This window comes from Leptospira ainlahdjerensis, assembly GCF_016919175.1.
In the GTDB taxonomy this organism is placed as follows: Bacteria; Spirochaetota; Leptospiria; order Leptospirales; family Leptospiraceae; genus Leptospira; species Leptospira ainlahdjerensis.
The window spans coordinates 352,690-373,901 of the sequence record NZ_JAFFPU010000075.1; the positions used below are offsets into that span (position 1 = coordinate 352,690).

General features: G+C 42.8%; 19 protein-coding genes. 5 read left to right on the top strand and 14 right to left on the bottom strand.

The genetic code is table 11. The annotated features are described in order from the left end of the window. Nucleotides 1-94: 94 nt before the first annotated feature. The 4 genes from JWG45_RS20205 to JWG45_RS20220 form a co-directional block, all read right to left on the bottom strand. Nucleotides 95-505 (bottom strand): RidA family protein, encoded by a 411-nt coding sequence (locus tag JWG45_RS20205; RefSeq protein ID WP_205281400.1) that lies wholly within the window; start codon nt 503-505, stop codon nt 95-97. A gap of 102 nt (nt 506-607) precedes the next feature. Beyond that, on the bottom strand, nt 608-1,045 hold the full coding sequence (locus JWG45_RS20210) for a MarR family winged helix-turn-helix transcriptional regulator (protein ID WP_205281401.1): 438 nt from the start codon (nt 1,043-1,045) through the stop codon (nt 608-610). Between the two features lie 140 nt (nt 1,046-1,185). Continuing rightward, nucleotides 1,186-2,112 (bottom strand): NAD(+)/NADH kinase, encoded by a 927-nt coding sequence (locus tag JWG45_RS20215; RefSeq protein WP_205281402.1) that lies wholly within the window; start codon nt 2,110-2,112, stop codon nt 1,186-1,188. Continuing rightward, entirely contained in the window at nt 2,109-3,122 is a 1,014-nt protein-coding gene (locus JWG45_RS20220) for an SPFH domain-containing protein (RefSeq protein ID WP_232380779.1), read from the bottom strand. Before JWG45_RS20220 ends, JWG45_RS20215 begins: the two co-directional genes overlap by 4 nt. 266 nt (nt 3,123-3,388) lie before the next feature. Here JWG45_RS20220 and lfb1 point away from each other — a divergent pair, with 266 nt between their 5' ends. Then, entirely contained in the window at nt 3,389-3,751 is a 363-nt protein-coding gene (gene lfb1 / locus JWG45_RS20225) for an LIC10280 family protein (RefSeq protein WP_205281404.1), read from the top strand. A gap of 310 nt (nt 3,752-4,061) precedes the next feature. Continuing rightward, complete coding sequence (locus JWG45_RS20230) at nt 4,062-4,553, top strand: PaaI family thioesterase (protein WP_232380780.1); 492 nt, start codon at nt 4,062-4,064, stop codon at nt 4,551-4,553. Between the two features lie 3 nt (nt 4,554-4,556). Here the strand turns inward: JWG45_RS20230 and JWG45_RS20235 are convergent, their stop codons facing one another. From JWG45_RS20235 to JWG45_RS20250, 4 genes are all read right to left on the bottom strand, one after another. After that, nucleotides 4,557-5,048 (bottom strand): hypothetical protein, encoded by a 492-nt coding sequence (locus JWG45_RS20235; RefSeq protein WP_205281405.1) that lies wholly within the window; start codon nt 5,046-5,048, stop codon nt 4,557-4,559. Between the two features lie 44 nt (nt 5,049-5,092). Continuing rightward, entirely contained in the window at nt 5,093-6,853 is a 1,761-nt protein-coding gene (locus tag JWG45_RS20240) for an acyl-CoA dehydrogenase family protein (RefSeq protein WP_205281406.1), read from the bottom strand. A 72-nt stretch (nt 6,854-6,925) separates the two neighbouring features. After that, the gene (locus tag JWG45_RS20245) at nt 6,926-8,338 is read right to left on the bottom strand and encodes a TolC family protein (protein WP_408611665.1); all 1,413 of its coding nucleotides are present in this window, start codon (nt 8,336-8,338) and stop codon (nt 6,926-6,928) included. 152 nt (nt 8,339-8,490) lie between these two features. Beyond that, nucleotides 8,491-11,712 (bottom strand): efflux RND transporter permease subunit, encoded by a 3,222-nt coding sequence (locus JWG45_RS20250; RefSeq protein ID WP_205281408.1) that lies wholly within the window; start codon nt 11,710-11,712, stop codon nt 8,491-8,493. 481 nt (nt 11,713-12,193) lie between these two features. Here JWG45_RS20250 and JWG45_RS20255 point away from each other — a divergent pair, with 481 nt between their 5' ends. Further along, complete coding sequence (locus JWG45_RS20255) at nt 12,194-14,551, top strand: ATP-binding protein (protein ID WP_205281409.1); 2,358 nt, start codon at nt 12,194-12,196, stop codon at nt 14,549-14,551. A 39-nt stretch (nt 14,552-14,590) separates the two neighbouring features. Here the strand turns inward: JWG45_RS20255 and JWG45_RS20260 are convergent, their stop codons facing one another. The 4 genes from JWG45_RS20260 to JWG45_RS20275 form a co-directional block, all read right to left on the bottom strand. Next, on the bottom strand, nt 14,591-14,797 hold the full coding sequence (locus JWG45_RS20260; protein WP_205281410.1) for a cysteine-rich CWC family protein: 207 nt from the start codon (nt 14,795-14,797) through the stop codon (nt 14,591-14,593). A 64-nt stretch (nt 14,798-14,861) separates the two neighbouring features. Beyond that, entirely contained in the window at nt 14,862-15,305 is a 444-nt protein-coding gene (locus JWG45_RS20265) for a GNAT family N-acetyltransferase (protein ID WP_205281526.1), read from the bottom strand. A gap of 132 nt (nt 15,306-15,437) precedes the next feature. After that, entirely contained in the window at nt 15,438-16,730 is a 1,293-nt protein-coding gene (locus JWG45_RS20270) for an alanine racemase (RefSeq protein ID WP_205281411.1), read from the bottom strand. A gap of 81 nt (nt 16,731-16,811) precedes the next feature. Then, entirely contained in the window at nt 16,812-17,462 is a 651-nt protein-coding gene (locus JWG45_RS20275; RefSeq protein WP_205281412.1) for a TetR/AcrR family transcriptional regulator, read from the bottom strand. 102 nt (nt 17,463-17,564) lie between these two features. Between JWG45_RS20275 and JWG45_RS20280 the strand changes: the two genes are divergently transcribed. Together JWG45_RS20280 and JWG45_RS20285 are read left to right on the top strand one after the other, a co-directional pair. Then, complete coding sequence (locus tag JWG45_RS20280) at nt 17,565-18,512, top strand: hypothetical protein (RefSeq protein WP_205281413.1); 948 nt, start codon at nt 17,565-17,567, stop codon at nt 18,510-18,512. 2 nt (nt 18,513-18,514) lie between these two features. Further along, nucleotides 18,515-18,955, top strand: a complete 441-nt coding sequence (locus JWG45_RS20285) for an ABA4-like family protein (protein ID WP_205281414.1) — start codon at nt 18,515-18,517, stop codon at nt 18,953-18,955. Between the two features lie 279 nt (nt 18,956-19,234). On the opposite strand, the gene JWG45_RS20290 is transcribed toward JWG45_RS20285, so the two are convergent. Both JWG45_RS20290 and JWG45_RS20295 read right to left on the bottom strand, forming a co-directional pair. Beyond that, nucleotides 19,235-19,714, bottom strand: a complete 480-nt coding sequence (locus JWG45_RS20290) for a GyrI-like domain-containing protein (RefSeq protein WP_205281415.1) — start codon at nt 19,712-19,714, stop codon at nt 19,235-19,237. A gap of 166 nt (nt 19,715-19,880) precedes the next feature. Next, the gene (locus JWG45_RS20295) at nt 19,881-21,140 is read right to left on the bottom strand and encodes an esterase/lipase family protein (protein WP_205281416.1); all 1,260 of its coding nucleotides are present in this window, start codon (nt 21,138-21,140) and stop codon (nt 19,881-19,883) included. Nucleotides 21,141-21,212 lie beyond the last annotated feature (72 nt).

Below are 21,212 nucleotides of genomic sequence, written 5' to 3' on the forward strand. Positions count from 1 at the left end.
ATTTAATCCGACCCCAATAGGTTGCTATAGCAACCTATTGGGCTAAGCTAAGGTTTAAATCATATAGTTTCCATAGCAACTATTTTTTAAAAAATTAAGGAGCTGATGCAGTGACCTGAATCTCGATCATAAGTTCTTTTCTCGCAAGTCTTTCCACACCGATTACGGTCGAGGCCGGCTTATGTCCCGAGCTAAAATTCTCTCCCGCAATTTTTGAATAGGTTTTGAGTTTCTCGGAATCGATTCCTACTATAAACACTTCCAGACGAAGAACATCGTTCAAGGTTGCATTTTCCGATCTCAGCAGGAGTTTAAGATTTTCAAAAATTTGAATCGTCTGCATTTCGAAATCGTCGGGCTCGCGGAGACGCCGATTCTTGTCCCAAGCAACGATCCCAGAAAGATAAATGGTTCTGGGAGAATAAGCGACAATTCCCTGAGAAAACCCGTATTCCGAAGTACTATAAACTTCGGATGAACGAATGACTCGGTTGGGCTTATTCATAAGAAAACCACAACTTAAAATGTAAGGGCAAAAAGATATCGTCCAATAAAGAAATCTTTTCCTGAATAACTTTTTAATATTTATCAAAAGCATAAAATCCTTCTATAAATTCGCAAGTAGGTTCGTCTCCAAGATACCGAGGATTCTTTCGAATTCCTTAAAGTCTTTCGAACTTAAACCCGCGTATATTTTAGTTCGTTCTTCTCCGACGATCTTGGTCATTTTTTCGTGAGTCAAATTCCCTTTCTTCGTAAGATGAAGACGTAAGATCCGATGGTCCGATGAATCGTTTACCCTTCTTATCCATCCCTTTTGTTCCATCTTCTCTACCATTCGAGAAATGTTCGGTTTATCTCCGAAAAGATCGTCGGTCAAATCACCCTGCGTCAAACCTTCACTGTGTGCGATCTTATTTAATAAAAACCATTGTTCCTGACTGATATCTATCTCGTGTTTTTGACAAAATCTTTGAAAGTGCAACCGAAACAAACGATTGGATCGAACGATTAAAAATCCATAGGCGTCTTTTACTAAAACCATTCCGCAAAAATAGCGTTCATTAGTTACTAAGGCAACTATTTTTTGGATTGAAGACATACTCTATTTTATAGATCATCAATTTCCGTATTAGCTCGGAAATTCTTTTCAGATATAAGATTTATCAGAATTCCAACGATCGTTTAGCCGCTTTTTAGAACCAACGTGGCGCTCTCTTTCGAAACTCCGATCGTCGCGATCATCCCCGAATTGAATTTCAAATAATCAGATTCGATCCCGTCGCTAAAGATCACTCCTCCAGCCGGCATCAAAGACTCGACCGTCAACGGAAACTTGTTAGTAAGAACCCCTGCGGTGATTCCGATTTGTGTTCGAACACTCTGGAATGGCTCTCTGACGGCGAATAAGAGCTGGTCCTCTTTGAGCGCAGGACGTTTGAGCTTTAAATCCTTTTCAAAAAGCCCCGCAACTCCATAAGACATATTGAATATAGAACTAAGCCACCCCGTACTTCCCGCCGGAGTAGAAACGATGATTCCGCTGGAAGACTGCTCTTCGGAGTTTTGATCGTAAGATATTTTATAACGAGCGGAAGTATGAGAGGAAGGTCCGATAAAAAGATCGTTGAACGCGAGCAATCTTTGTCCATCATTCAGCTTCGCTTCCGCAAAACGAACCGTTTTGGAAGAATAACGACCGCTGATCACGTTCTCCACGCCGGAAATAAAATCATGCGGGTCGAAAGGAAGCAACACCCCGTCGTATCTCTCTGCGTCCGGATTGACCGCAACAATCGGAACCCCTTTCGAATATTTGGCGGTATTTGCAACGAGCCCGTCTTGTCCGATAGTGACGATCAGATGTTTTTCCGAGAAAAGGAACGAGGGTAGAAAAATTCTTTCTACGATTTTATACTTTATGGTTTTCGAAATTTTTTTTTGAATCGTATCCAGAGACTCGTGAAAGATTTCGTGCTCTATTTCGTATTCTGCAAACTTCCCGCCTAATCTTTCTATATAAAACTTCGCTTGCTGTTTTGTATTGTATCTTTCAACAAGAGCCTCAAGGCGGGTTTTATTCTTTACAATGATCGCATACTCGACGCTCATTTTTTAGAATCTTTTTTCTCCTGAAGAAGATTTTCTAAAAGATCCGGGCTTATATTGAGGTTCCCTATTTTTTCCGCGTTTTCGGCGAGTTGTCTAAAAGCGAGTGCAATGTTAAACCGCGGATCCGGATTGTTATTCAAAGCGACTAACGTTCTCCAGTCCATATCTCGAAAAGGTTTCAAAGTTGTTTCGGTAACAAAGCCCTGAGCCTCTGCCTCCTTTCTCTGATTCGCCGTTTTTGTATCGATGAACTTTTTTCTCTGTTCCTCGACTGCGATATCGGCTTGGACCTGCATTTCTCGGAGTTTCCTTTTGTTATCGGCTTCCATGATCTTCGCTTCCATCTGCTTTTCGGAGATTTGTTTTTTCTTTTCCTCCACGGCGATTTCCGTATTCAACTCGCTTTCCTTAATCTTACGTTCCTGTTCCACCGCAAAATTTCTTCTTTCGTAAATCGCTTGATCCGCTTCTTGTTGAAGTTTTTCTCTTGTTTCCGTTTCAAGGGCGCGTTCCATTTCAGGATTTGGACGGATCGCGAGAATATTAACGTTTAGAATTTCGATTCCTAGAGTGGAAATGGCAGGTGAAGATTGAAGTCCTTGAAGAATTTGTGTTTCGATCGTCTTTGCCGAACGAATCGAGTCTTTTAAGCCGATTCCGTGAATGTAAGAAGAAGTCGAAGTCTGCGCATAGTTGATGATTCTTTGATTGAGTTTTTCGATTTCATTCTTCTTATAAGTGCCTTTTGAATCGACAGTAAAATCCAAAAGTTCGGATAGCGCCTTGGGATTAGAAATCTTATAAGTGATTTGTCCTTGAATCGAAACGGTTTGATAGTCATTCGTCGACTCGTTGAATATAAACGGTAAATCGTTACTCCCCAATGGAATCGCTGAAATCGAACTCGTGGGCGCAAAGTAAAAAAAGGAAAGTCCTCTTCCTTCTTTCGAAACCCTACCGTTCTTATAAAGAATCACATGAGTCATCGAATCGAATTGTATATAGTTCATTCCAAACATAGTTCTTGCGAGCTCCCTTCCGGATAATGACCTTCGTTTCTTTCGAAAACAGGGCAGGTCTTTGCATCATTCATAAGGCGAAATAGTTATCAAATCATTTTATAGGAATCAAACGGTGGAATTTCGGAATTTCATATCAAATTTCTTCCATAGATAAAGAAATTTTCGAGTAGCTCTTTTTTTTTGAATAATTTATTGACTTTTTTAAAATTCTAAACAAACTAACCCACTCTTTTATCTTTAAGGAGAAAACGAAAATGTTTCGAATCGTTTCAAGGCTTTTCATCGTTGCTTTCGTGTTCGGTTTTATCTCTACTGCGAGCGCGCAGATCGGTCAAATCAACCCATCCTCTATCAGCGGCAAATATAAGGTAGCCGGAACCAACCCTGACGGCTCCTCTTACGGGGGATCGGTGACGATCACCCAATCCAATGGAGAATATCTTTTCACTTGGACCGTCGCTGGACAAACATTTACGGGAACAGGCTCTTTAGACGGAAGCACTCTTACCGTAGATTGGGGACAAACCGACCCGGTCATCTACGAAGTGAAGAATGGCGGACGCCTCTTGGAAGGAACGTGGGCAGCGGGAAGCGCCACGGAAACTTTAAGAAAATAATAATATACGAATATACTAAGTTACAGAGAAAGTTGATTCCGTTTTCATTTTCTCTGTAACCGCATTTGCCGGCTTTTCGTTCTTGATTCTTCTTTTAAAAAACCGCTCTACTCCTGCGACTTTTCTTGGAGCATTCAAACCCGAAAAAGAACAAATTTTCGATTTGATCAAGGTTTGAATTAAATATTTACTTTCGAAAAAAGAAACACATTCAATCGAAAAGGTGAAAATCGCGGCTTCGACAAAAGAAAAAGTTTCAAATCGAGATCATTTTATATAAAACCATTTCCATTTCTTTCCAAGAAATCGTTTGATTTTCTGGTTTTCTCTTTCATTCTGCGTTCCCATGGGAAAAGAAATCAGACCGAAAGATCCGAATTATCAGGATCGTGTTAGAAATATATTCCAAAAGGCAAACTTTATCCGACTTCTGGAAATCCAAGTCGAATCGATTACGTTAGGCGAACTACGAACCTTTGTGGACATTCAAGACAAACACCTGCAACAGAACGGATACGTTCACGCCGGTGTTATCTCCACTCTTGCGGATCATTCTGCCGGAGGCGCCGCAGGGACTTTGATCGGAGAAAAACAGGTAGTTTTGACGTTGGAATTTAAGATCAATCTTTTACGACCCGGCATCGGAAATCGTCTTCGTTGTGAATCGAAAGTTTTTTATCACGGAGCAACGGTGATCGTCGTCAATTCGGACGTCTTCGCGCTCCATAAAAACCGCGAAAAACACGTAGCAAAGGCAACGGTTACACTGGCAGTGGTGGGAAGCCAGTACAGCGGGGATTGATTCTTATCCTTTCGGATCACAACGGGATAGATTTATTTTTTCCCAATGCCACCACCTCCAATCGGAAGAAATCGGGTCCGCGGTCAAATCTTCGGTAACGTCGACGGTCGAAGGTTTATTCTTGATCGGATCGAAATACCATTGAAATCGATGGCCGGGTTTCACTTGGGACAACTTAGGACATTCTCCGATCCGATTCGTTCCCAATGAGGCGTAACGTTTAGAATTTGAATCTTTCATTTCCAATCGGTTAGAATAAGAACAAATCCCGTTCGAAAGTAAATAACGAAAATTGAATACGGTTCGTTCCTTTTCAAGACAAACGCTTTCCAACACGACGGAATCCGAATATCCAATTTCAACGGAACAGCAGTGGGGATTTTCGTTTTTAATCTTAGAATTTTTTTCGGAAGGGCGAGATTGAATCACGGCGGAAATCATTTCATTGAATAACATTCCGATTAAAATCACATAAAGGAAGAATACGAATTTCATTTTTTTAGGAACACCCGCCGAATCGAATTCGACGGGGTTTCTTGTTAGGCGGGAACTGCTTGTTTCGAAGCTCTTTCCAATTTGAACAGATTCGCATTTGCCATCGCGAGACTATCTAGGTTGTATGCTTGAGAAATCGTTTTTCTTTTTTCGAGCTCTTTACCGTTCAACACTTTCAGAGATCTTTCCAAAAGCATTCCACAGATAAATCTCGCGGCCACTTCGACAACTTCAAAGGCCAAAGAATCTTTTACATTTCCGTCTTGAATGGATTTGTACGCGGTAACCGCATTCTCCAAATCATTCCAAACTTTTTTAAGATCTTCGGAAGCCGCAAATTTCGAAAGTTCGCTTTCTCCGTATTGCCTCAAATGCCCGGTAGGAGACATCCCGGAAACGACTCCTCCAATCGCAGCTACGACCTGGAGCTGGGTGGTTCCTTCGTAGATCGTCGTTATTCTGCTGTCTCTATAAATTCTCGCAACGTCGTAGTCTTCGGTGTAACCGCTTCCGCCGTGAATCTGAAGCGCGTCGGATGCGATCGAAACACATCCTTCGGATGCATAGTATTTACTGAGTGGAGTAAAAAGGTCCGCGAGTTTTTCCCAACGGCGAATCGTCTCGTCTTGATTGACGTCTCTTTCCGTCTTACCTTCTACTTTGATCAGATGTTCTTTAGGCCAGTGATAAAGATCGATCGTCTTTCCGGTTTCGGCGATCAGAACTCTTGTAGCCAACACTTCTCTTTCCATACGATTTAACATTTTTTTCACCGCAGGAATTTGTTCGATCGGCTTTCCGAATTGAATTCTTTCCGAAGCGTATTTCTTCGCTTCGAAATAAGCGGCGCTCGCAATTCCCAACGATTGAGTCGCGATCGTTAGCCGAGCCGCGTTCATCATTCCCATAGAATATTTCACAAGACCGTATCCGGTTTTTCCGATCAGTTCTCCGGGAGAATTTTCGAAAACGACTTCGCAGGTCGGTGAACAATGAAGTCCCATCTTGTGTTCCACTCCCGCCACATGAACGTCGCTTCCCTTTACCAAAAAGAAGGAAAGTCCTCTCGCGCCGCTCTCGGGTGTTCCGGTTCTCGCTAACGTAAGAATCACGGACGGGGCGTTTATGTAACCGCAAGCGTGTGTGATAAAACGTTTGGCTCCGGTGATTCTCCAGACCCCGTTTGCGTCTTGAACCGCTTTTGTCTGCACGTTCGGAAGATCGGATCCGTAATTCGGTTCGGTCAACGCCATAGCCGCGCTGTATTTTCCGGCGGCGATTTCCGGAATCCACTTCTCACACATTTCAGGTGACGCATAACGTTCCATGATTTCAACGATGTTGACGTTTCCGTAGGCAAGACAGAACGCAGCATCCGCCCTAGCCGAAATTTCGCACATAAAGGACTGAACCGTCGCCGGCAAACCCATTCCGCCGTATTTTCTGCTGATGGAAATCGGCATAAGACCTGCGTCTCTCAGAGTATTATAACATTCTTCCTGAGCCTTAGGGAATGTCACCTTTCCGTTCTCATATTTGAGTCCGATCTGATCCATTTCCTTACTTCTGGGAGCTACAAATTCTCCCATAATTTCTCCTAAGGATTCCAATATGGACTTATAGTATTCTTTGGCTTCCTCTACGTTCGAAGGGGCGTATGCTAGTCGTTCGTTTCCGGTCTTTTTGTATTCCTCTGCGTCTTCGAATTTATGTTCGAATGCGTGGACAATTTCTTCCCAATCGATCAACTCATCAAATACGAGTTTGAGATCTTCGTTGTCCTGAAAGTAATTACTGATGATCATGGGGATTCTTACCTCTCAAGTATGCCAAACAGTTAAAACTATTGAGGAGAGATGTCAAGCGTACAAACGGGACTATCCCCCGGTCTTATCCTCTTCCCGCGATTTTTTTATTTTTGGGAGTTCCCCGATTGCAACTCCATACCAAATCGTATTCAGCGAATGTTGATAATAGGCCTTTCTATACGAAATTTCAGAATCCAAAAAGGAAGTTTCCGAAACGAGCAACTCGAGACGGGAAGTCGACTTGAAACTGAAGGCCCTTCTATGACTGCTTAGATTGGCTTCCGCGGAATTTCGAGCCTTGGAGTATAAGTTTAGCAGACGAGCTGAATTCAGAGAACTTTCATAGGCCTTTCGAATTTCATCGGTAGCGATTCTTTTAGCTTGGGATAACTGCAATTCCGCCTGTCTAACGGCCGACTCGGCTTGTTTGACCCCGGCCGTGATCGTTCCGGCAGACAAGAGCGGGACATTGATGGAAAGTTGCATCGTTATGTCTTTGTTCGGAGTCGTGTTGTGTTCGGGGATCGTATAATAGTTGTTTAACGTTACCGAAGGAAGATGCCCTCCCCAGGCTTTTTTGAGATTGAGTTCCGCCATTTTGAGATTTTCTTTGGCCGCGAAGACGTCGTATCGTTTTGCGATTCTTTCTTCCGGAAGAAGGGTCTGTGGAAGCGAAATCGTCTCTTTCGGAATCGAAAGTCGTAAGCCGCCTTCTCCGGCGCCCACAAGACTTTCCAAGGCCATCTCGCTCTGTTTGAGTTGGTATCGAAAATCTTCCAGAGAAGCTTCGGATCTTGAAAAGTCCGCCTCGGCTCCGCTCAGATCTCCCCGAGTGATTCTTCCCAGAGAAAAAAGCCTTTTTCTTTCCTGAATCGTCTTTCGGACAAGATCCGTTTTCTTTTCCTCCAAAAGAATGATTTCCTTTAACTGGAGAACATTATAATATGCTTGTGCAATTTCGAGATAAAGCCGTCCGGATTCGAAACGAGCCTCGTTCATTCTCACCTTTGTAAGAGCGCCCGCGGCCTTATAAGTTGTGTATTGATTCACACCGTTTAAAATCGGAATCGAAAGCAGAAGCCTAGTTCCCGGTCCGACCGTCGGAGGCAGACTACTGGAGGAAGTTCCCGTATATGGGCTTGGCTCCGTGTAGTATGGATTGAATTGATGATTCGGCCCTGGAACTCTGTAGAACTTATTATAAACCAAGGATAAAGAAGGAAAAAAGGACGCAAAAGCCGCGGTCTTTTGAGAATCAGCTTGTTGAATCGCTTCTTCTCTCAGAGCGATCCTCTCCGTTCTTTCCACTGCAAATGCGTATAAATCTTCTATGCTCAGTTCTTGCTCCGGAGCGATCTTTCGAATCGCTTCCGTTGTGACACCGGTGACTTCTTCCAGTCTAGGCTCCACAATCCCATCGTTGGTTCGAATCGCAGAATCTTCTGTACAATTCAGAACCGAAAACAAAAAACAAAATACGATCGGAAAGAAATAATTTCTTGTTAAAACGAAGTCGTTTGGGTCCGAAGAATTTTCAAAGATCGTTTTTAAAAAATTACCCGTCGCGGACGCCGACTTGCGAATAGAAACCGTAAAAGGCATGATATATTCTTTTTTTATAATATTTTTTCGAATCATTTTTTATTTTTTTTATTTTTTGCGCTCGGTTCAGGAAAAAGAATCAATTTTTCCTCGGCCTTTTCTTCCTTTTCTTTTTCACCCAGATAATACGCCGCAGGAACTACCAAGAGCGTGATGAGAGTCGAAAGAGTCATCCCACCCAAAATCGTAACGGCCATCGGAATACGAGTTTCGGCTCCGGGGCCGAGGGCCAGAGCCGGAGGAATCGCTGCGGCGATCGAACTAAAGGAAGTCATGAGCACCGGTCGTAGACGAATCGGACAACCTTCTTTGATCGCCTCTTTGATACTTTTTCCTTCCGAACGAACGTGATTCACAAACTCGACAAGAAGAATCGAATTCTTCTTTACCAAACCCAAAAGAAGAATGAGCCCGATAAAACTGTACATATTAAACGACTGACCGAATATATAAAGAGCGACTAACGCACCCGTAAAACTAAAAGGCATCGCAAGAAGAATATAGAGGGGTTGTTTCAAACTATTAAACTGACTCGCAAGAATCATGTAAGAAAGAAGAATTCCGAACAACAACGCAAGCGTTAGGCTGTTTCCGGACTCCTTAGCCGTTTTTGCGGAACCCGTTACGGAAACCGAATATCCGTCGGGAAGAATTTCCCTTGCGATCTCGAGCGCCTTTTCGGTTGAAGCGTTTTGTCCGAGTGCCGGAGCCGGATTACCAAAAACTCGAATCGCCCTTTCTCGATTGATGCGAGTGATCGTTTTCAACGCCTCCTTCTCTTGAACACTCAGAAACTCTTTTAGTTTTACAAATTCTCCAAACGTGTTTCGAACCCCGATTTCGGAAATGACCGAAACCGATTCTCCTTTGTCTTTTTGGATCTTGACTCTTACGTCGTAACTTCTTCCGTTTTCGGTAAATCGGCTAACGTTCTTTCCGCCCATCAAAGTTCCTACGGTGTTCCCTACGTTAGCCATGCTTACGCCTCGAAGTGCGGCGGCTTCCCGATCGGCGACCAGTCTGAGTTCTTTTTGTCCGGCGACGTAATCGGTATCCACGTCCAAAACGGCTTTACTCTCTTTCAGACGATCGAGAATCTGAACCGAGTATTCGGACAACTTCTGCCAATCCGGTCCGGTTAACACGAGTTCAACGGGATAACCTCTTCCCGCAGAGAATCCTCTTTGCGAAAGGTCTTGAACCGAAAACGTTGCTTCGGGAACTAATTCTTTTAAATCTTTTCTAAGAATTCCAAACAATGCGGCTTGGGTGATCTCCCTTCCCGTTTTTGGATTTTTGGGTCGGCTCCCCATCTCTTTCATCGTAACAAAAAACATGGCGCTATTGGATTCGGTGCCGCCAAAACCGCCGATATTGGACATATATTTTTCGATCTCTTTTCGACCGATCAAATACTGTTCCACTTTTCTCATCGTGTCGTTAGTTCTTTGTAGAGAAGAACCCAAGGGCAGACGAGCTCGAACTATAAAACGTCCCATGTCCTGAGGAGGAATGAATTCTTTTTTTAGAAGAAAGAAAAAACCTAAGGACATTAAAAACAAAACCGTCGATCCGTAGACAACCGTCTTCGGATGTTTTAATACGAAGTCGATGGATCTTGTATAAAGTTCAGTACTGTAATCTAAGAATCTTTCGATCTGAGGATCCAACTTTTTAAAAAACGAAACCCGATCGATCCAGAGATTCCATTTTTCCTTTGCATTCACGGAAAAAGGATTATAACGGGTAAGCTTGGATTCCTGATTCTTCTTATCTTCGGCATACAAAGAAGAACGCATCGGAGTAAAACTCAACGCTTCAAAAAGAGAAAGAAGAACGGCGACCGAAATCGTAACGCCGAATTCTAAAAAGTATCTTCCTATGATTCCTTTCATAAAAGCTACCGGAAGAAATATTGCAACAACGGCTAACGTAGCCGCCAAGGCTGCGAAACGGATCTCGGAAGCTCCTTCCAAAGACGCGGCAAACCAGGATTTACCCATTTCCCGATGTCGCGTAATATTTTCCAAAACCATAATCGCATCGTCGACGACGATCCCCGTTGCCAACGAAAGACCGAGCATCGTAAACGTATTGATCGTAAAACCGGCGAAGTATAAGAATAAAAAAGTTCCGATCACCGAAGTGGGAATCGCAAGTAGGACGTTTCCAGTGCTCTTCCAATTCCCTAAAAAAAGGCGGCAAACAAATCCGGTAAGAATCGCCGAAAAAAGAAGAGTAAATTCCAACTCGTTCACGCTGTCCCGAATATAACCGGTGTTATCGTTTGAAATCGTTAAATCGTAACCTTTCGGTAATTTCGGTTTTAATTCTTTTACCTTGGCTTTAACGAGATCTCCTACTTGAACCGCATTGGCCCCTTTGAGTTTTTTAATCCCGATTCCGACCGCAGAAATTCCGTTAAATCTCGAAATTCTTCTTACTTCGCCTAACCCGTCTTCTACGATAGCAATGTCCTTGAGACGAATGGATCGAAACAAAGGTGATCCGCTTCTTGAATTCAAAAGAATAGTGCCGAACTGATCCGCAGTCGGAACCTCTCCGACCGCACGGAGGCTGATTTCATTTGTCCGATTTTCGAGCTTTCCCGAGGGAACTTCTAAATTTTGTTCTTTGAGGGTATTGACGATATCGTCGACTGCGATTTCATTTCGGGCGAGTTTAGCCGGATCCAGATAAACGTTGATCGTACGATCGACATAACCTCCTAATAGAATCTCTCCCACTCCGGAAATTTTTTGGAATTTATCCTTCAAAAAATCCTTCACAAAGAGCATCTTCTCTTGTTCGGTCTTATCCACTGCGGTGAGTGAAACCCAGATGATCGGGGTATCGTCCGGATTCGATTTTGTGATCACGGCCGGATCCATATTTTCGGGGAGTTTATTCGAGACTTGCGCGAGTTTTGTCTGGATCTCTTGAACGGCAACGTCAACGTCCCTTGTGAGTTCCAACTCTACGGTGATCGTCGCAGAACCATCTGAGGAAACGGATCGCACTTCCGTAACCCCTTCCACTGCCATCAGAGCTTCTTCAATCGGATCCACAACGTCGGTTTCCATCACGGGAGCGTTTGCGCCGACGAGAGTAAGGGAAACGTTGACCACCGGAAAGTCCACGTCCGGCATCTGAGATAGACCCATTCTTGAAAATCCGATCGATCCAAAAAGAATGATCGCGGCCATCATCATCCACGAAAAAATCGGATTGCGTATCGATACTTCGGAAAGCAAGTAGAACCTCTTTATCGAGCTCGTCCGAAGAAGGGTTTCAAAACGAACTTCAATTTAAAACTTTTGTTATGCGCGGCTTCAATGGAAGAATTTGGCGTCTTCTTCAATTAAAAAAATCGTTGGAACGTTCATTCGACCGATTTTTTTGACTCCGGATCCTAAATTTTAAAGATTTCTAACGCATTTAGGAACGGGCCTCGTATTTTACTGAATTATTCCACGTACTCGAAATTAAAAATACATATTTACTTTAAAATTTCGGACCCGCCATATTTGTGCGTTGTCTCCGAAAACTCACATCCGAATTTGAGGTAAGATTCTCTTCTGAGTCAGTCCTTGAATCAGAGAATCACCTTCCATAAAACGCGAAAAATATTTACTAAATAAACGGTAAACTTCTTTCCATTCAAAGATTCCGTCTGATAATTTGCAGCCGACGTCTTTCGCCTTCTCTTAAAAAGAGAACCTTTCGTTGCCTTTTATGAAAAAGAACGATATCCTTTTTAAAGATTCATTTGAAAATACAAAGGGTGGAGATCCATCCTCGGGTTTTTTTAAAAGGAATCTGATTGATAAAAAACAAAAGTTGAGCATTCGGACCCGCATTTCGATCATACTTTCGGTTCTTCTTTTTATCGGGGCGCTTCTCGTAACTACGATCAATTCGATCGTAGCTTACCAAAGACTAAAACAAGAGGCCGAATCCGGAGCCCGTCTCGCTTCCGAAAAATATACGAGAGAAATATCACAATTTTTGAATGTAGGACTCGGAGCGGTCCGAAGTTTCAAGGCGGTTTTGGAAGAAACAAGACCCGATCGTTCCATGTTTGTTTCAGCCCTTGGCAGATTCTTACACATCCAACCGGACTATTTCGGAGTCTGGGCCGTATTCGAACCTCAGGCATTCGACGGCCTGGATAAAAGATATAAATACACAAAAGGTCACGACACCTCCGGAAGATTCGTCCCATACGTGAATCGAGCCATAGACGAAGAAAAATTAGTATATGAGAATTGCGTAAACTACGAAGACACCGGACCTAAGGGATTCTATTATTCGGTTCCGAGGGCAACGAAAAAAGAATTTCTGACCGAACCTACGAGTTATATCGTATCCGGAAAACAAACACTGATGGTTTCTATCGTAGCCCCGGTCTTCAGAAATTCTAAGTTCGCTGGGGTGGTAGGAGTGGACGTAACCATCCAAAGGATGCAAACAAAAATCGGATCGATTCGACCGTTTCGAAATCAGGGTTATCTCGCGTTTATATCGCCAGAAGGCTCCTACGCGGCAAACGGAAAAAATCCGGAAACGGTCGGAATGTTAATTTCGGAAGATATCGAACGAAAGAAAATCACCGAAGAAATCGCCTCAGGAAAACCGTTTTTAGAATCCAAAGATGAATACACCCACTACTATTATCCTATTTTATTGGGGGATTCCCCTAAACCGTGGGCCGTTCGAGTGTCCATTCCGGATTCATTATATTACGGAGACTTAATTTATCTCTGGATCATTTCCCTAATTTCAACTTTAGCCATCCTCGGCTTAATTCTTCTTACACTTCGATTTTCCTTCGACCGATACGTTTTAAGCGGTCTTTCAAAGGCCATCGCATATTCAGAACAAATTGCAAAGGGAAATCTTTCCGCGAGGGCATATTATCCGAGAGAGGACGAGATCGGAGCGCTCATGACGGCGATGGATAAAATGAGGGAAGATCTTTCCATGTATCTCGAAGAAAAAATCGCAACACAAGCGGCTCTGAGAGAAAGTGATGAAATTAAAAAGAGGAACGAACTCATTGAGGCGCAAAAAACACATTTAGAAGAAGCTCTTGAAAATCTGCGAAAGGCGCAAAATCAACTTTTACATTCCGTGAGAATGACGACACTCGGACAACTTTCCGCCGGGATCAGTCATGAACTCAACAATCCTTTGGGTGCGATCAAAGCGTCCAATCAGACTCTTCTCGCCTCCGTACCGAAGATGAGGTCCATGTTACCGACGGTGCATTCTATACTTTCTTCGGCAACGCCTGAGGAACGAATGCTCTATATTCAATTTATTGATTTTTGTAGAAGTGGCGACAACGGGATCGCCGGTTTGGAAATTAGGAGAAGAAGAAAGAACATCAGTAAAACCTTACACGAATGGGGAATACCAAAACCGGACGCACTCGCCGATACGATAGCGGATATGGGAATCGAAAACATAAACGACGATTTTAAACCGCTCTTCCAGATGACGGACCGGGAAACCCTACTGGAATACGTTTATTTGGAAGAAATTTATTTCCGTAATTCGGACACAATTCAGATTTCCGTCGAGAGGGCTTCCAAAATTCTTTTCGAACTGAGAAGTTACTCCGATGCGGGCCTTGAAAGCTCTTCCAAAAAGGTTCAAATCAAAGAAACTCTGGATACGGTTTTCACCGTTTATCAGCACTACATTCGGAGAGGTGTGAACCTTGTTACCGACATCGAAGAGGTTCCACCCGTATTTTGTGTAAGGGAAGAAATCGTCCAAGTATGGACACATCTGATTTATAACGCTTTGCAGGCAATGGAATTCAAAGGAAAACTTTCGGTAAAACTTTTCCAAAACGATCAAGAAGCGGTTGTGGAAATCGAAGACGACGGCCCCGGAATTCCGGAAGAAATTGCTGAAAGAATTTTCGAACCTTTCTTTACCACAAAAGGAGCCGGAGAAGGAAGCGGACTCGGTCTCGATCTGGTGCGTAAACTTCTTCTCAAAAATGAAGGAAGGATTGAATGGTCGAGCATCCCGGGACGAACGATTTTCAGTGTGTTTCTAAAAATAGATTATAATTTTTGAATCTACTTTGTAACCGATCGATCGTGTTCAAGGCCTGTCTTAATCCGATTTTTGCGAACTCAACTCCAGTAAACAAGAAACACATAGACAATCCTGATATTTTTTTTCGATGAATTCTTTCGCTCGAGAAGAAAGATTGACGGAGAAACAGGCACAGGATTGCGCTTCCGCTCCGCACTCAAATCGAATTCCGCAACGAGGACAAGGTTTGCCGGCCATTTCAGATGTCATAGGATCCATATTCATCGCGATTCAACCGTAATCAAAAATAAACCTTTGAGATTCATACAGTATTCACATTCAAACGGAGTTAAACATCCAGAGAATAATGAAAAAACGTTTCGTCTTTGATAAAACCAAGGGATTCGTAGAGTTTCTGAGCGGTCAGATTTTCGTGTGCCGTGGAAAGCGAAAGATACTTTGCGTCCGTGCTTTTTGCAAAAGAAACCGCTTGTTGGATCAAGGCGCTTGCAACACCTTGTTTTCTATACTCGGGTCGCACAAAAAGATCGTTCAGAATCCAAGTTCGTCTCATGGAAAGAGAAGTAAAAGAAGGGTATAACTGAGTAAATCCGCAATAAAAACCCCGTGCGTCCAGAGCGACGAAGATTTTGGATTCTCCCTTTAAAATTCTTTCCTTTAAAAATTTGGAGGCTTCGGAAAGATCCGATGTCTTTTCATAAAACCTGCGGTATTCGTCAAAAAGAAGGGAGACCGGATCCAAATCGGTAATTGCAACTTCTCTAATATTCAGCATTTCTATTTCCTCTGTTTTCACTTTCGTAGCAAGATTCGTTTAACAAAACGGGGTTTACGTCCAAAAATCGGTTCGCAATCCTTCTAAACAACGATCGAATTCACAATGTCCCGAATTCTCAATGGAAGATCAATTCACAAACGTCTTCCATTTTCCCGAAAGTTTTCCTTTTCGAACGAGATAAATTTCCCCTAGTTCGGACATGACCTTCTCACTCTGCGTAGGTCTGAAAAATACGAAGTCGTTCGGAAAAAGCCCAGTCAAAAAAGAACCGTTCAAAATTCCTTGATTCGTACTCGTTCCAAAAAGGGAATTATCCTGAAGCCCGGAAGGCGATTCTTTTTTAGCCGAAAATGCTCCACCATAGGTAAAGTATGTGAGTTCTTGATTCGGATCCCAAAGAGGAAAAAGAAACGAAAAGGATTCCAGAAACGGAATCTTCGTACCTTCCAGTCGTTTTAAAACCGGAGCGGCAATAAAAACGGCGGGAGAATGTTCATCTAAACTTACTACGTCGAAATCCGTAGGTTTTACGAGAGCGGATCCGACCGAAACGTCGTTCACGATACCGTTCCCAAATTTCTGATAGAAACGATAGGTTTTACTGCCGCCTCCGTTCTGAATGATTTCCTTTTGAAAAAAGTCAGGATATTTCTCCTTAGATAACTTAACAAAAGATGAATATACTAACAGGGAATTCCTTAAGGATTCTTGAATCGCTTCCTTTTTATCGCCGAAGATCACGGGAACCGAGGCTACGTGCGGTTCGTATCCCATAAACCCTGAAAAATGGAGACGATCGGGATTTGACTTTATCAACTCTAAACAAGGAAGAATCTTTGACGGTTCGGGGAAACCACCTCGATGAAGTCCGATATCGATTTCCAAATTGACGGAGAGTTTTAGATTCTCCTGAATTGAAAACCTAAGATATTCGTTTGATCTTTCCGGAGTATCCACTAGCCAGTGAATTTTTTGAAAATCTGAAACGTTAGTTTTAGAACGAATATCCTTAAGCGCGTTAACCGGCATCGGCTTACCCAAGAGAATATCAAAATTCTTGAATTCAGAATCTTGCAAAAGCATCACAAGATCTCCGGAATGAAAAACCATCAAACGTCTGCTTCCGGTGGAACGGACAATATACCGAAGCAAATCCAAAGAAGGAAGCGACTTTACTACAATTCTATAATGCAAAGGAGGTGTTAGGTTTTGTTTAAGAATTTTTAGATTCTCATCCAAACGATCCAGATCTAACAGAACTACAGGTTTCCCAGGTCCGTGCGCTTTCAATTCTTCATTGAGAGTTTGAAAGTAAGGATTGTATGGTTTTCCCAAATCCTTTGGTTTGAAAAAAAAGGCAAGGAGTAAGAGGAAAAACGCACTCCAAAGAGGGATCAACTTAGTTTTAGTAAATTTCATTCTTTATTCCCGAAAACGAGATTACTGAATAAGAACAAACTTTGCTTACAAGTCTTTTCTAACAGAAAAGAAAAACGGGATCTAAAGAACCACTCCATCGAGAATTGAGGAAAGCGATGATTCTAAGATCGTATCTAGAGAACGTTCCTGAAAAACCTGAGGAGGAATCTGTTTTCCGTTTGTTAAAACCGCAAATCCGTGAACAAGACTCCAGAGTGTAAACGAAAGACCAAGCGTGTCCCCGCTTTTAAAAAAACCTCGACTCTGTCCGTCTTCAATGATTTTATAAAGTCCCATAAAGGAATCCTTACTTGTCGTCTGCAGTTCCTCCGGAGCTTCCGACTCGCAGGCAAGAGCACCGCCAAACATGAGTTCGGTTCTCCGAGGATGTTTTAAAGCCAGTTTCACATAACGTGTTCCGGACGAACGAAGTCTCGCTACCGGATCCTCGCTGCTTTCCCAGGCAAGACGCATCTCCTCCGCCAAATCGCTAAAACCGCGAATCGCGAGAGTAAAAAGCAAATCGATCTTTCTCGGAAAATGTCTGTAAGGTGCGGCGTGACTGACTCCGAGATCTGCGGCGATATCACGAAGACTCAGCCCCTCGATTCCGTTTTTTTCCAAGATCTCCTCGGATTTGAGAATAATCGCCTTTTTAAGATCTCCGTGGTGATAAGAATCAGGAATCGGTTTTTCCAAAATTTTCTTTTTTGAGGGAATCTTTTTTTTCATAAAATGTTGTCAGTGACTACTTTTTAATGTTGACGGAATCAACATTAATGTATACAGTGAAAACATATAAGTCAAAAGGGTCAAGGCTCTTTTGGAGGTTTTATGAGAATCATAGGCGCCCTTTTTAAACATTCCCAAACAAATCCCCCCTTGTTTTGGAATGGAATTTTAGTAATGCTCAGTCTTTTTTTCCTGCTTCCCGCCTTCTTTATTGATCAAAGACAGGTGACGAACGCGCCAGTCTGGCTCAAACCTATCAAGTTTGCGCTCTCGACTTCCGTATATTCGTTCACACTCGTTTGGATTCTTCAATATATAAAAGGACATGAAAAAACGATTCGAAACCTTTCCTGGGTGATTACAATCATGTTGATGATAGAAGACGTCGCGATTTACGGACAAGCATTCCGAGGTGAACCGAGTCATTTCAATATAACAAGCCCGTTAAACGGAATGATTTTCAGCCTGATGGGAACCGCCATTACAATATTATGGTTTTCTCATATACTAATCGCTTTTTACCTATTACGTCTTAAATCGGAAAACAAACCCCTTTTGGAATCGTTTCGTTGGGGAATGGCTATCGCCGCCCTCGGGATGATTATCGGATTTTTTATGACGATTCCAAAACCAGAACAAATCGAGGCGATGAAATTGGGAATTTTAAAGTCGAACGGCGGACATACTTTCGGCGCAGAAGAAGGAGGCCCCGGTCTTCCGATCCTGGGATGGAGCACGATCGCAGGGGATATGCGCATTCCGCACTTTATCGGAATCCACGCGATGCAGATGATACCGATGATTGCATTGATTCTAGGAACTTTCAATTTTCCGGAAAGGAACATCGTCAGATCTATCCGAAGTTTTTCGGTCTTCTTGACCGGTTTGATTCTACTTCTAACCTTACAGGCGCTAAACGGAGAAAGTATCCTATATCCGTCGCTTCAGATTCAAATCGGGCTTTATGTCAGCGGATTCGGAATGATTGGAAGTATCATTCTCCCGTTTTTAATCAAAAAAAATATCAAAACGTCGCTGAAAGGAGCTTAATCGTGGAACTATCATTACTATTCGAAATCGTAAACAAAACCGCACTCGCAGGATGGATTCTTTTAATCGTTTTACCGAACTGGAAATACACAGGATTGATTACAACCGGAATACTCGGAACACTGTTGTTCGGAGGGATATATTCAATTTTATTAATATCTAGTTTTGGGAAAACATTAGGAGACTTCGGATCTTTGGAAGGAATCACTTTGCTTTTCCAAAACCCGACGGTTTTGGTTGCGGGCTGGATTCACTATCTCGCATTCGATCTTTTTGTAGGAACCTGGGAAAGTGCGAATGCCCGAAAGTTGGGAATTTCCCGTTGGTTAGTGCTTCCCTGTCAAATAACAACGTTTTTGTTCGGCCCCTTCGGACTTCTCAGTTATCTGTTATTAAGATCGATTTTAAGAAAACCAATTCTATTGGAACGACCTTTCGAGTAAAAATTGGCCGCGCCACTGCGCCGGTTAACGAATAAAGCGCGTTATCCGAAATCGCGCAGGGCCGCGCTCTCCGCTCCGGTCAACAAATTGATCAACATAAAAAGGAATCTATCGTCCCAGATAATTTGTTGACCCCGCATCGATCGCTCGCGGATGCAAATCGAAAATTGTACTTTAAAATAATGTAAAATACCATCGGGAAACTTAACGACATTCCCCAAAAGGCGGATTGTTTTCGGGAGGTTTGAAATTCTGAACGGTCCCCTTCCGGTCCAAAGCCTATTTCATGCCAATAAAAACTTCGACTTGAGCGGATTCCGGATTGGAAGTCCTCTGATCGTAGAATTCAAAATCCGACTGAAAGGCTCTTTTTGATTTTAACTCGGAGTCGGACCAAATTTTTCGCCAGACCGCGATGACGACGGTTGCGATCGAACCGGTATCGCTCGTGAACTTCGAGTATTTTCCTTTTGGAATTTTTCGAAGTTCCATTCCTTCCGGAACCCAACTTCCGTCCGTTACTTCCGCTCCGATCAGAATCCGGTATTTTCCGGATTCATCCGATTCATAATCCGTATAAACCGCAAAAAGGTTTGCCGGTTCTTTTTTATTCGGAATTTTATCCAAAATTCCTTCGGCAAAAAATCGATGCCAAAGTCCGCCAATCTTTCCCTTGCCGGATATTTCATCCTGATTTTTGGTTACTTCCGAAATGCCGACGATTTGAACTTCATTTTTAGAAACGATTTCTGAACTCATTTTTCCCTATTCCGATTTCATTTTAGAAACTACCAAAATCCCAAAGGTCGCGAGTCGTTCCAATAAAGAAAGAAAGGTTTTTCATTTTTATGGATCGATCGTAAGGAAACGTTTTTTCTTCGGGTCTGATTTTCCTTTTTAAAAGTTGGAATTCAAAAAAGAAAAATCAGCGTTTTTTCAAAACATTCTTTAAGATTTCTTTCGTTTGCGGATGTGTAATCACTTGATAGTGAGAGGTTTCCAAAAGACAAAAAACTCTCGCTTCCGGATTTGGTTTTTTACGATAAACCTTGTCGCTTAACAAAGTAAGGCTCGGTTTTTCCACGATTCCGTCTCCGATCCACGAGGACCATTTAGATTCTTCCTCTGTGACAAGACTGTAGATCTGGGTTGCGTCGATCTCGTCCAATTCTCCGAAATAAGAATCGTTTACGTATCTCTGTATCTGCTTGTTTTGAACCCAATCCTCCTCTCGAATGATTCCGTGAGAAAGGTCTTTGATCGCGTCGCTTCTTTGATTTCCGATAAAGCCGATGATACTTACCGGAAGAATCGGAAGAGATTCCGCTCCTAATCCCAGCCAAAATCCGATTTTTTCGATATAAGATCCGCCGTCCGGTGAATTGATTACAAGAGCGTGTCTGATTCTTTTTCCAAAGTCGCTATTCTTCAACTTTGCCTGATATAGAGCGCTTCTAAAAATCAAACCGCCTTGGCTATATGCTATGACGTCTAACGTTTTTTCAGCAACTTCCGGTGAACCGAGTAATTGTTCGACGAGTTCCAACATCGCTTTTGCGTTTGTGGAAAGATGAATTCCCGGATTAAATCGAAGATAGATCGGATAGTATCCGGATTCTTTCATCGTTTCGGAAATGGGAACTTCCCCCTTTGCGTTCCAAAGCCCTTCGTCGCAAAATAAACCGGGAACACAAAGGATTAGATGAGGAAGTTTGGATTCTTTCCAATCCTTTATTACATCTTGATAACCGACATCGGCTCCGTGAATTCTAAAAGAAGCTTTGATATGAGAAGTTGTAACCATTCCAGCAAAAGATTCTCCGACGATACTGGAGACTGGAATATTTTCGAAAAGGGTTCGTTTTACGACAACGTCGGCCATTTCAAGCGCGTCTAACGCTTGATGCATCGCTTTCGCTGTCGAAGCGAGCGCCTGTGAAAGTCCCTGTTCCGTTTTTTCACCGGCGTTTTTGAGCGATTCTCCCGATTTGGAAAGAAATTCCGCAAAGCTAGTATCCTGTATCAAAGGAATGTCCGAAAGTTGAGAAAGCTGCTTCGAAGACCAATCGAAAGATTCAGTCAAGATGGAACGGACTCCTTCTAAAGTTCCAACCGATGTATCTTTCGCAAGTTGCACCAGAAGTTTACTCAGATCCATCGCAGGCTTCGTAGGTTTGTAAGTCATTTCCGCTTCTCCTTTAATCGCCCGCGCAGTATAACCCGAAATTCCTCTTTGGTCAATGGATAAAATTCAGGA

Excerpts from the sequence above, each read along its gene's own strand:
- JWG45_RS20235 (WP_205281405.1), bottom strand. The coding sequence starts at position 5,048 with ATGAAATTCGTATTCTTCCTTTATGTGATTTTAATCGGAATGTTATTC.
- JWG45_RS20255 (WP_205281409.1), top strand. The coding sequence starts at position 12,194 with ATGAAAAAGAACGATATCCTTTTTAAAGATTCATTTGAAAATACAAAG.
- JWG45_RS20210 (WP_205281401.1), bottom strand. The coding sequence starts at position 1,045 with ATGGTTTTAGTAAAAGACGCCTATGGATTTTTAATCGTTCGATCCAAT.
- JWG45_RS20220 (WP_232380779.1), bottom strand. The coding sequence starts at position 3,122 with ATGAACTATATACAATTCGATTCGATGACTCATGTGATTCTTTATAAG.
- JWG45_RS20295 (WP_205281416.1), bottom strand. The coding sequence starts at position 21,140 with ATGACTTACAAACCTACGAAGCCTGCGATGGATCTGAGTAAACTTCTG.
- JWG45_RS20240 (WP_205281406.1), bottom strand. The coding sequence starts at position 6,853 with ATGATCATCAGTAATTACTTTCAGGACAACGAAGATCTCAAACTCGTA.
- JWG45_RS20275 (WP_205281412.1), bottom strand. The coding sequence starts at position 17,462 with ATGAAAAAAAAGATTCCCTCAAAAAAGAAAATTTTGGAAAAACCGATT.
- JWG45_RS20205 (WP_205281400.1), bottom strand. The coding sequence starts at position 505 with ATGAATAAGCCCAACCGAGTCATTCGTTCATCCGAAGTTTATAGTACT.
- lfb1 (WP_205281404.1), top strand. The coding sequence starts at position 3,389 with ATGTTTCGAATCGTTTCAAGGCTTTTCATCGTTGCTTTCGTGTTCGGT.
- JWG45_RS20260 (WP_205281410.1), bottom strand. The coding sequence starts at position 14,797 with ATGAATATGGATCCTATGACATCTGAAATGGCCGGCAAACCTTGTCCT.
- JWG45_RS20215 (WP_205281402.1), bottom strand. The coding sequence starts at position 2,112 with ATGAGCGTCGAGTATGCGATCATTGTAAAGAATAAAACCCGCCTTGAG.
- JWG45_RS20280 (WP_205281413.1), top strand. The coding sequence starts at position 17,565 with ATGAGAATCATAGGCGCCCTTTTTAAACATTCCCAAACAAATCCCCCC.
- JWG45_RS20270 (WP_205281411.1), bottom strand. The coding sequence starts at position 16,730 with ATGAAATTTACTAAAACTAAGTTGATCCCTCTTTGGAGTGCGTTTTTC.
- JWG45_RS20290 (WP_205281415.1), bottom strand. The coding sequence starts at position 19,714 with ATGAGTTCAGAAATCGTTTCTAAAAATGAAGTTCAAATCGTCGGCATT.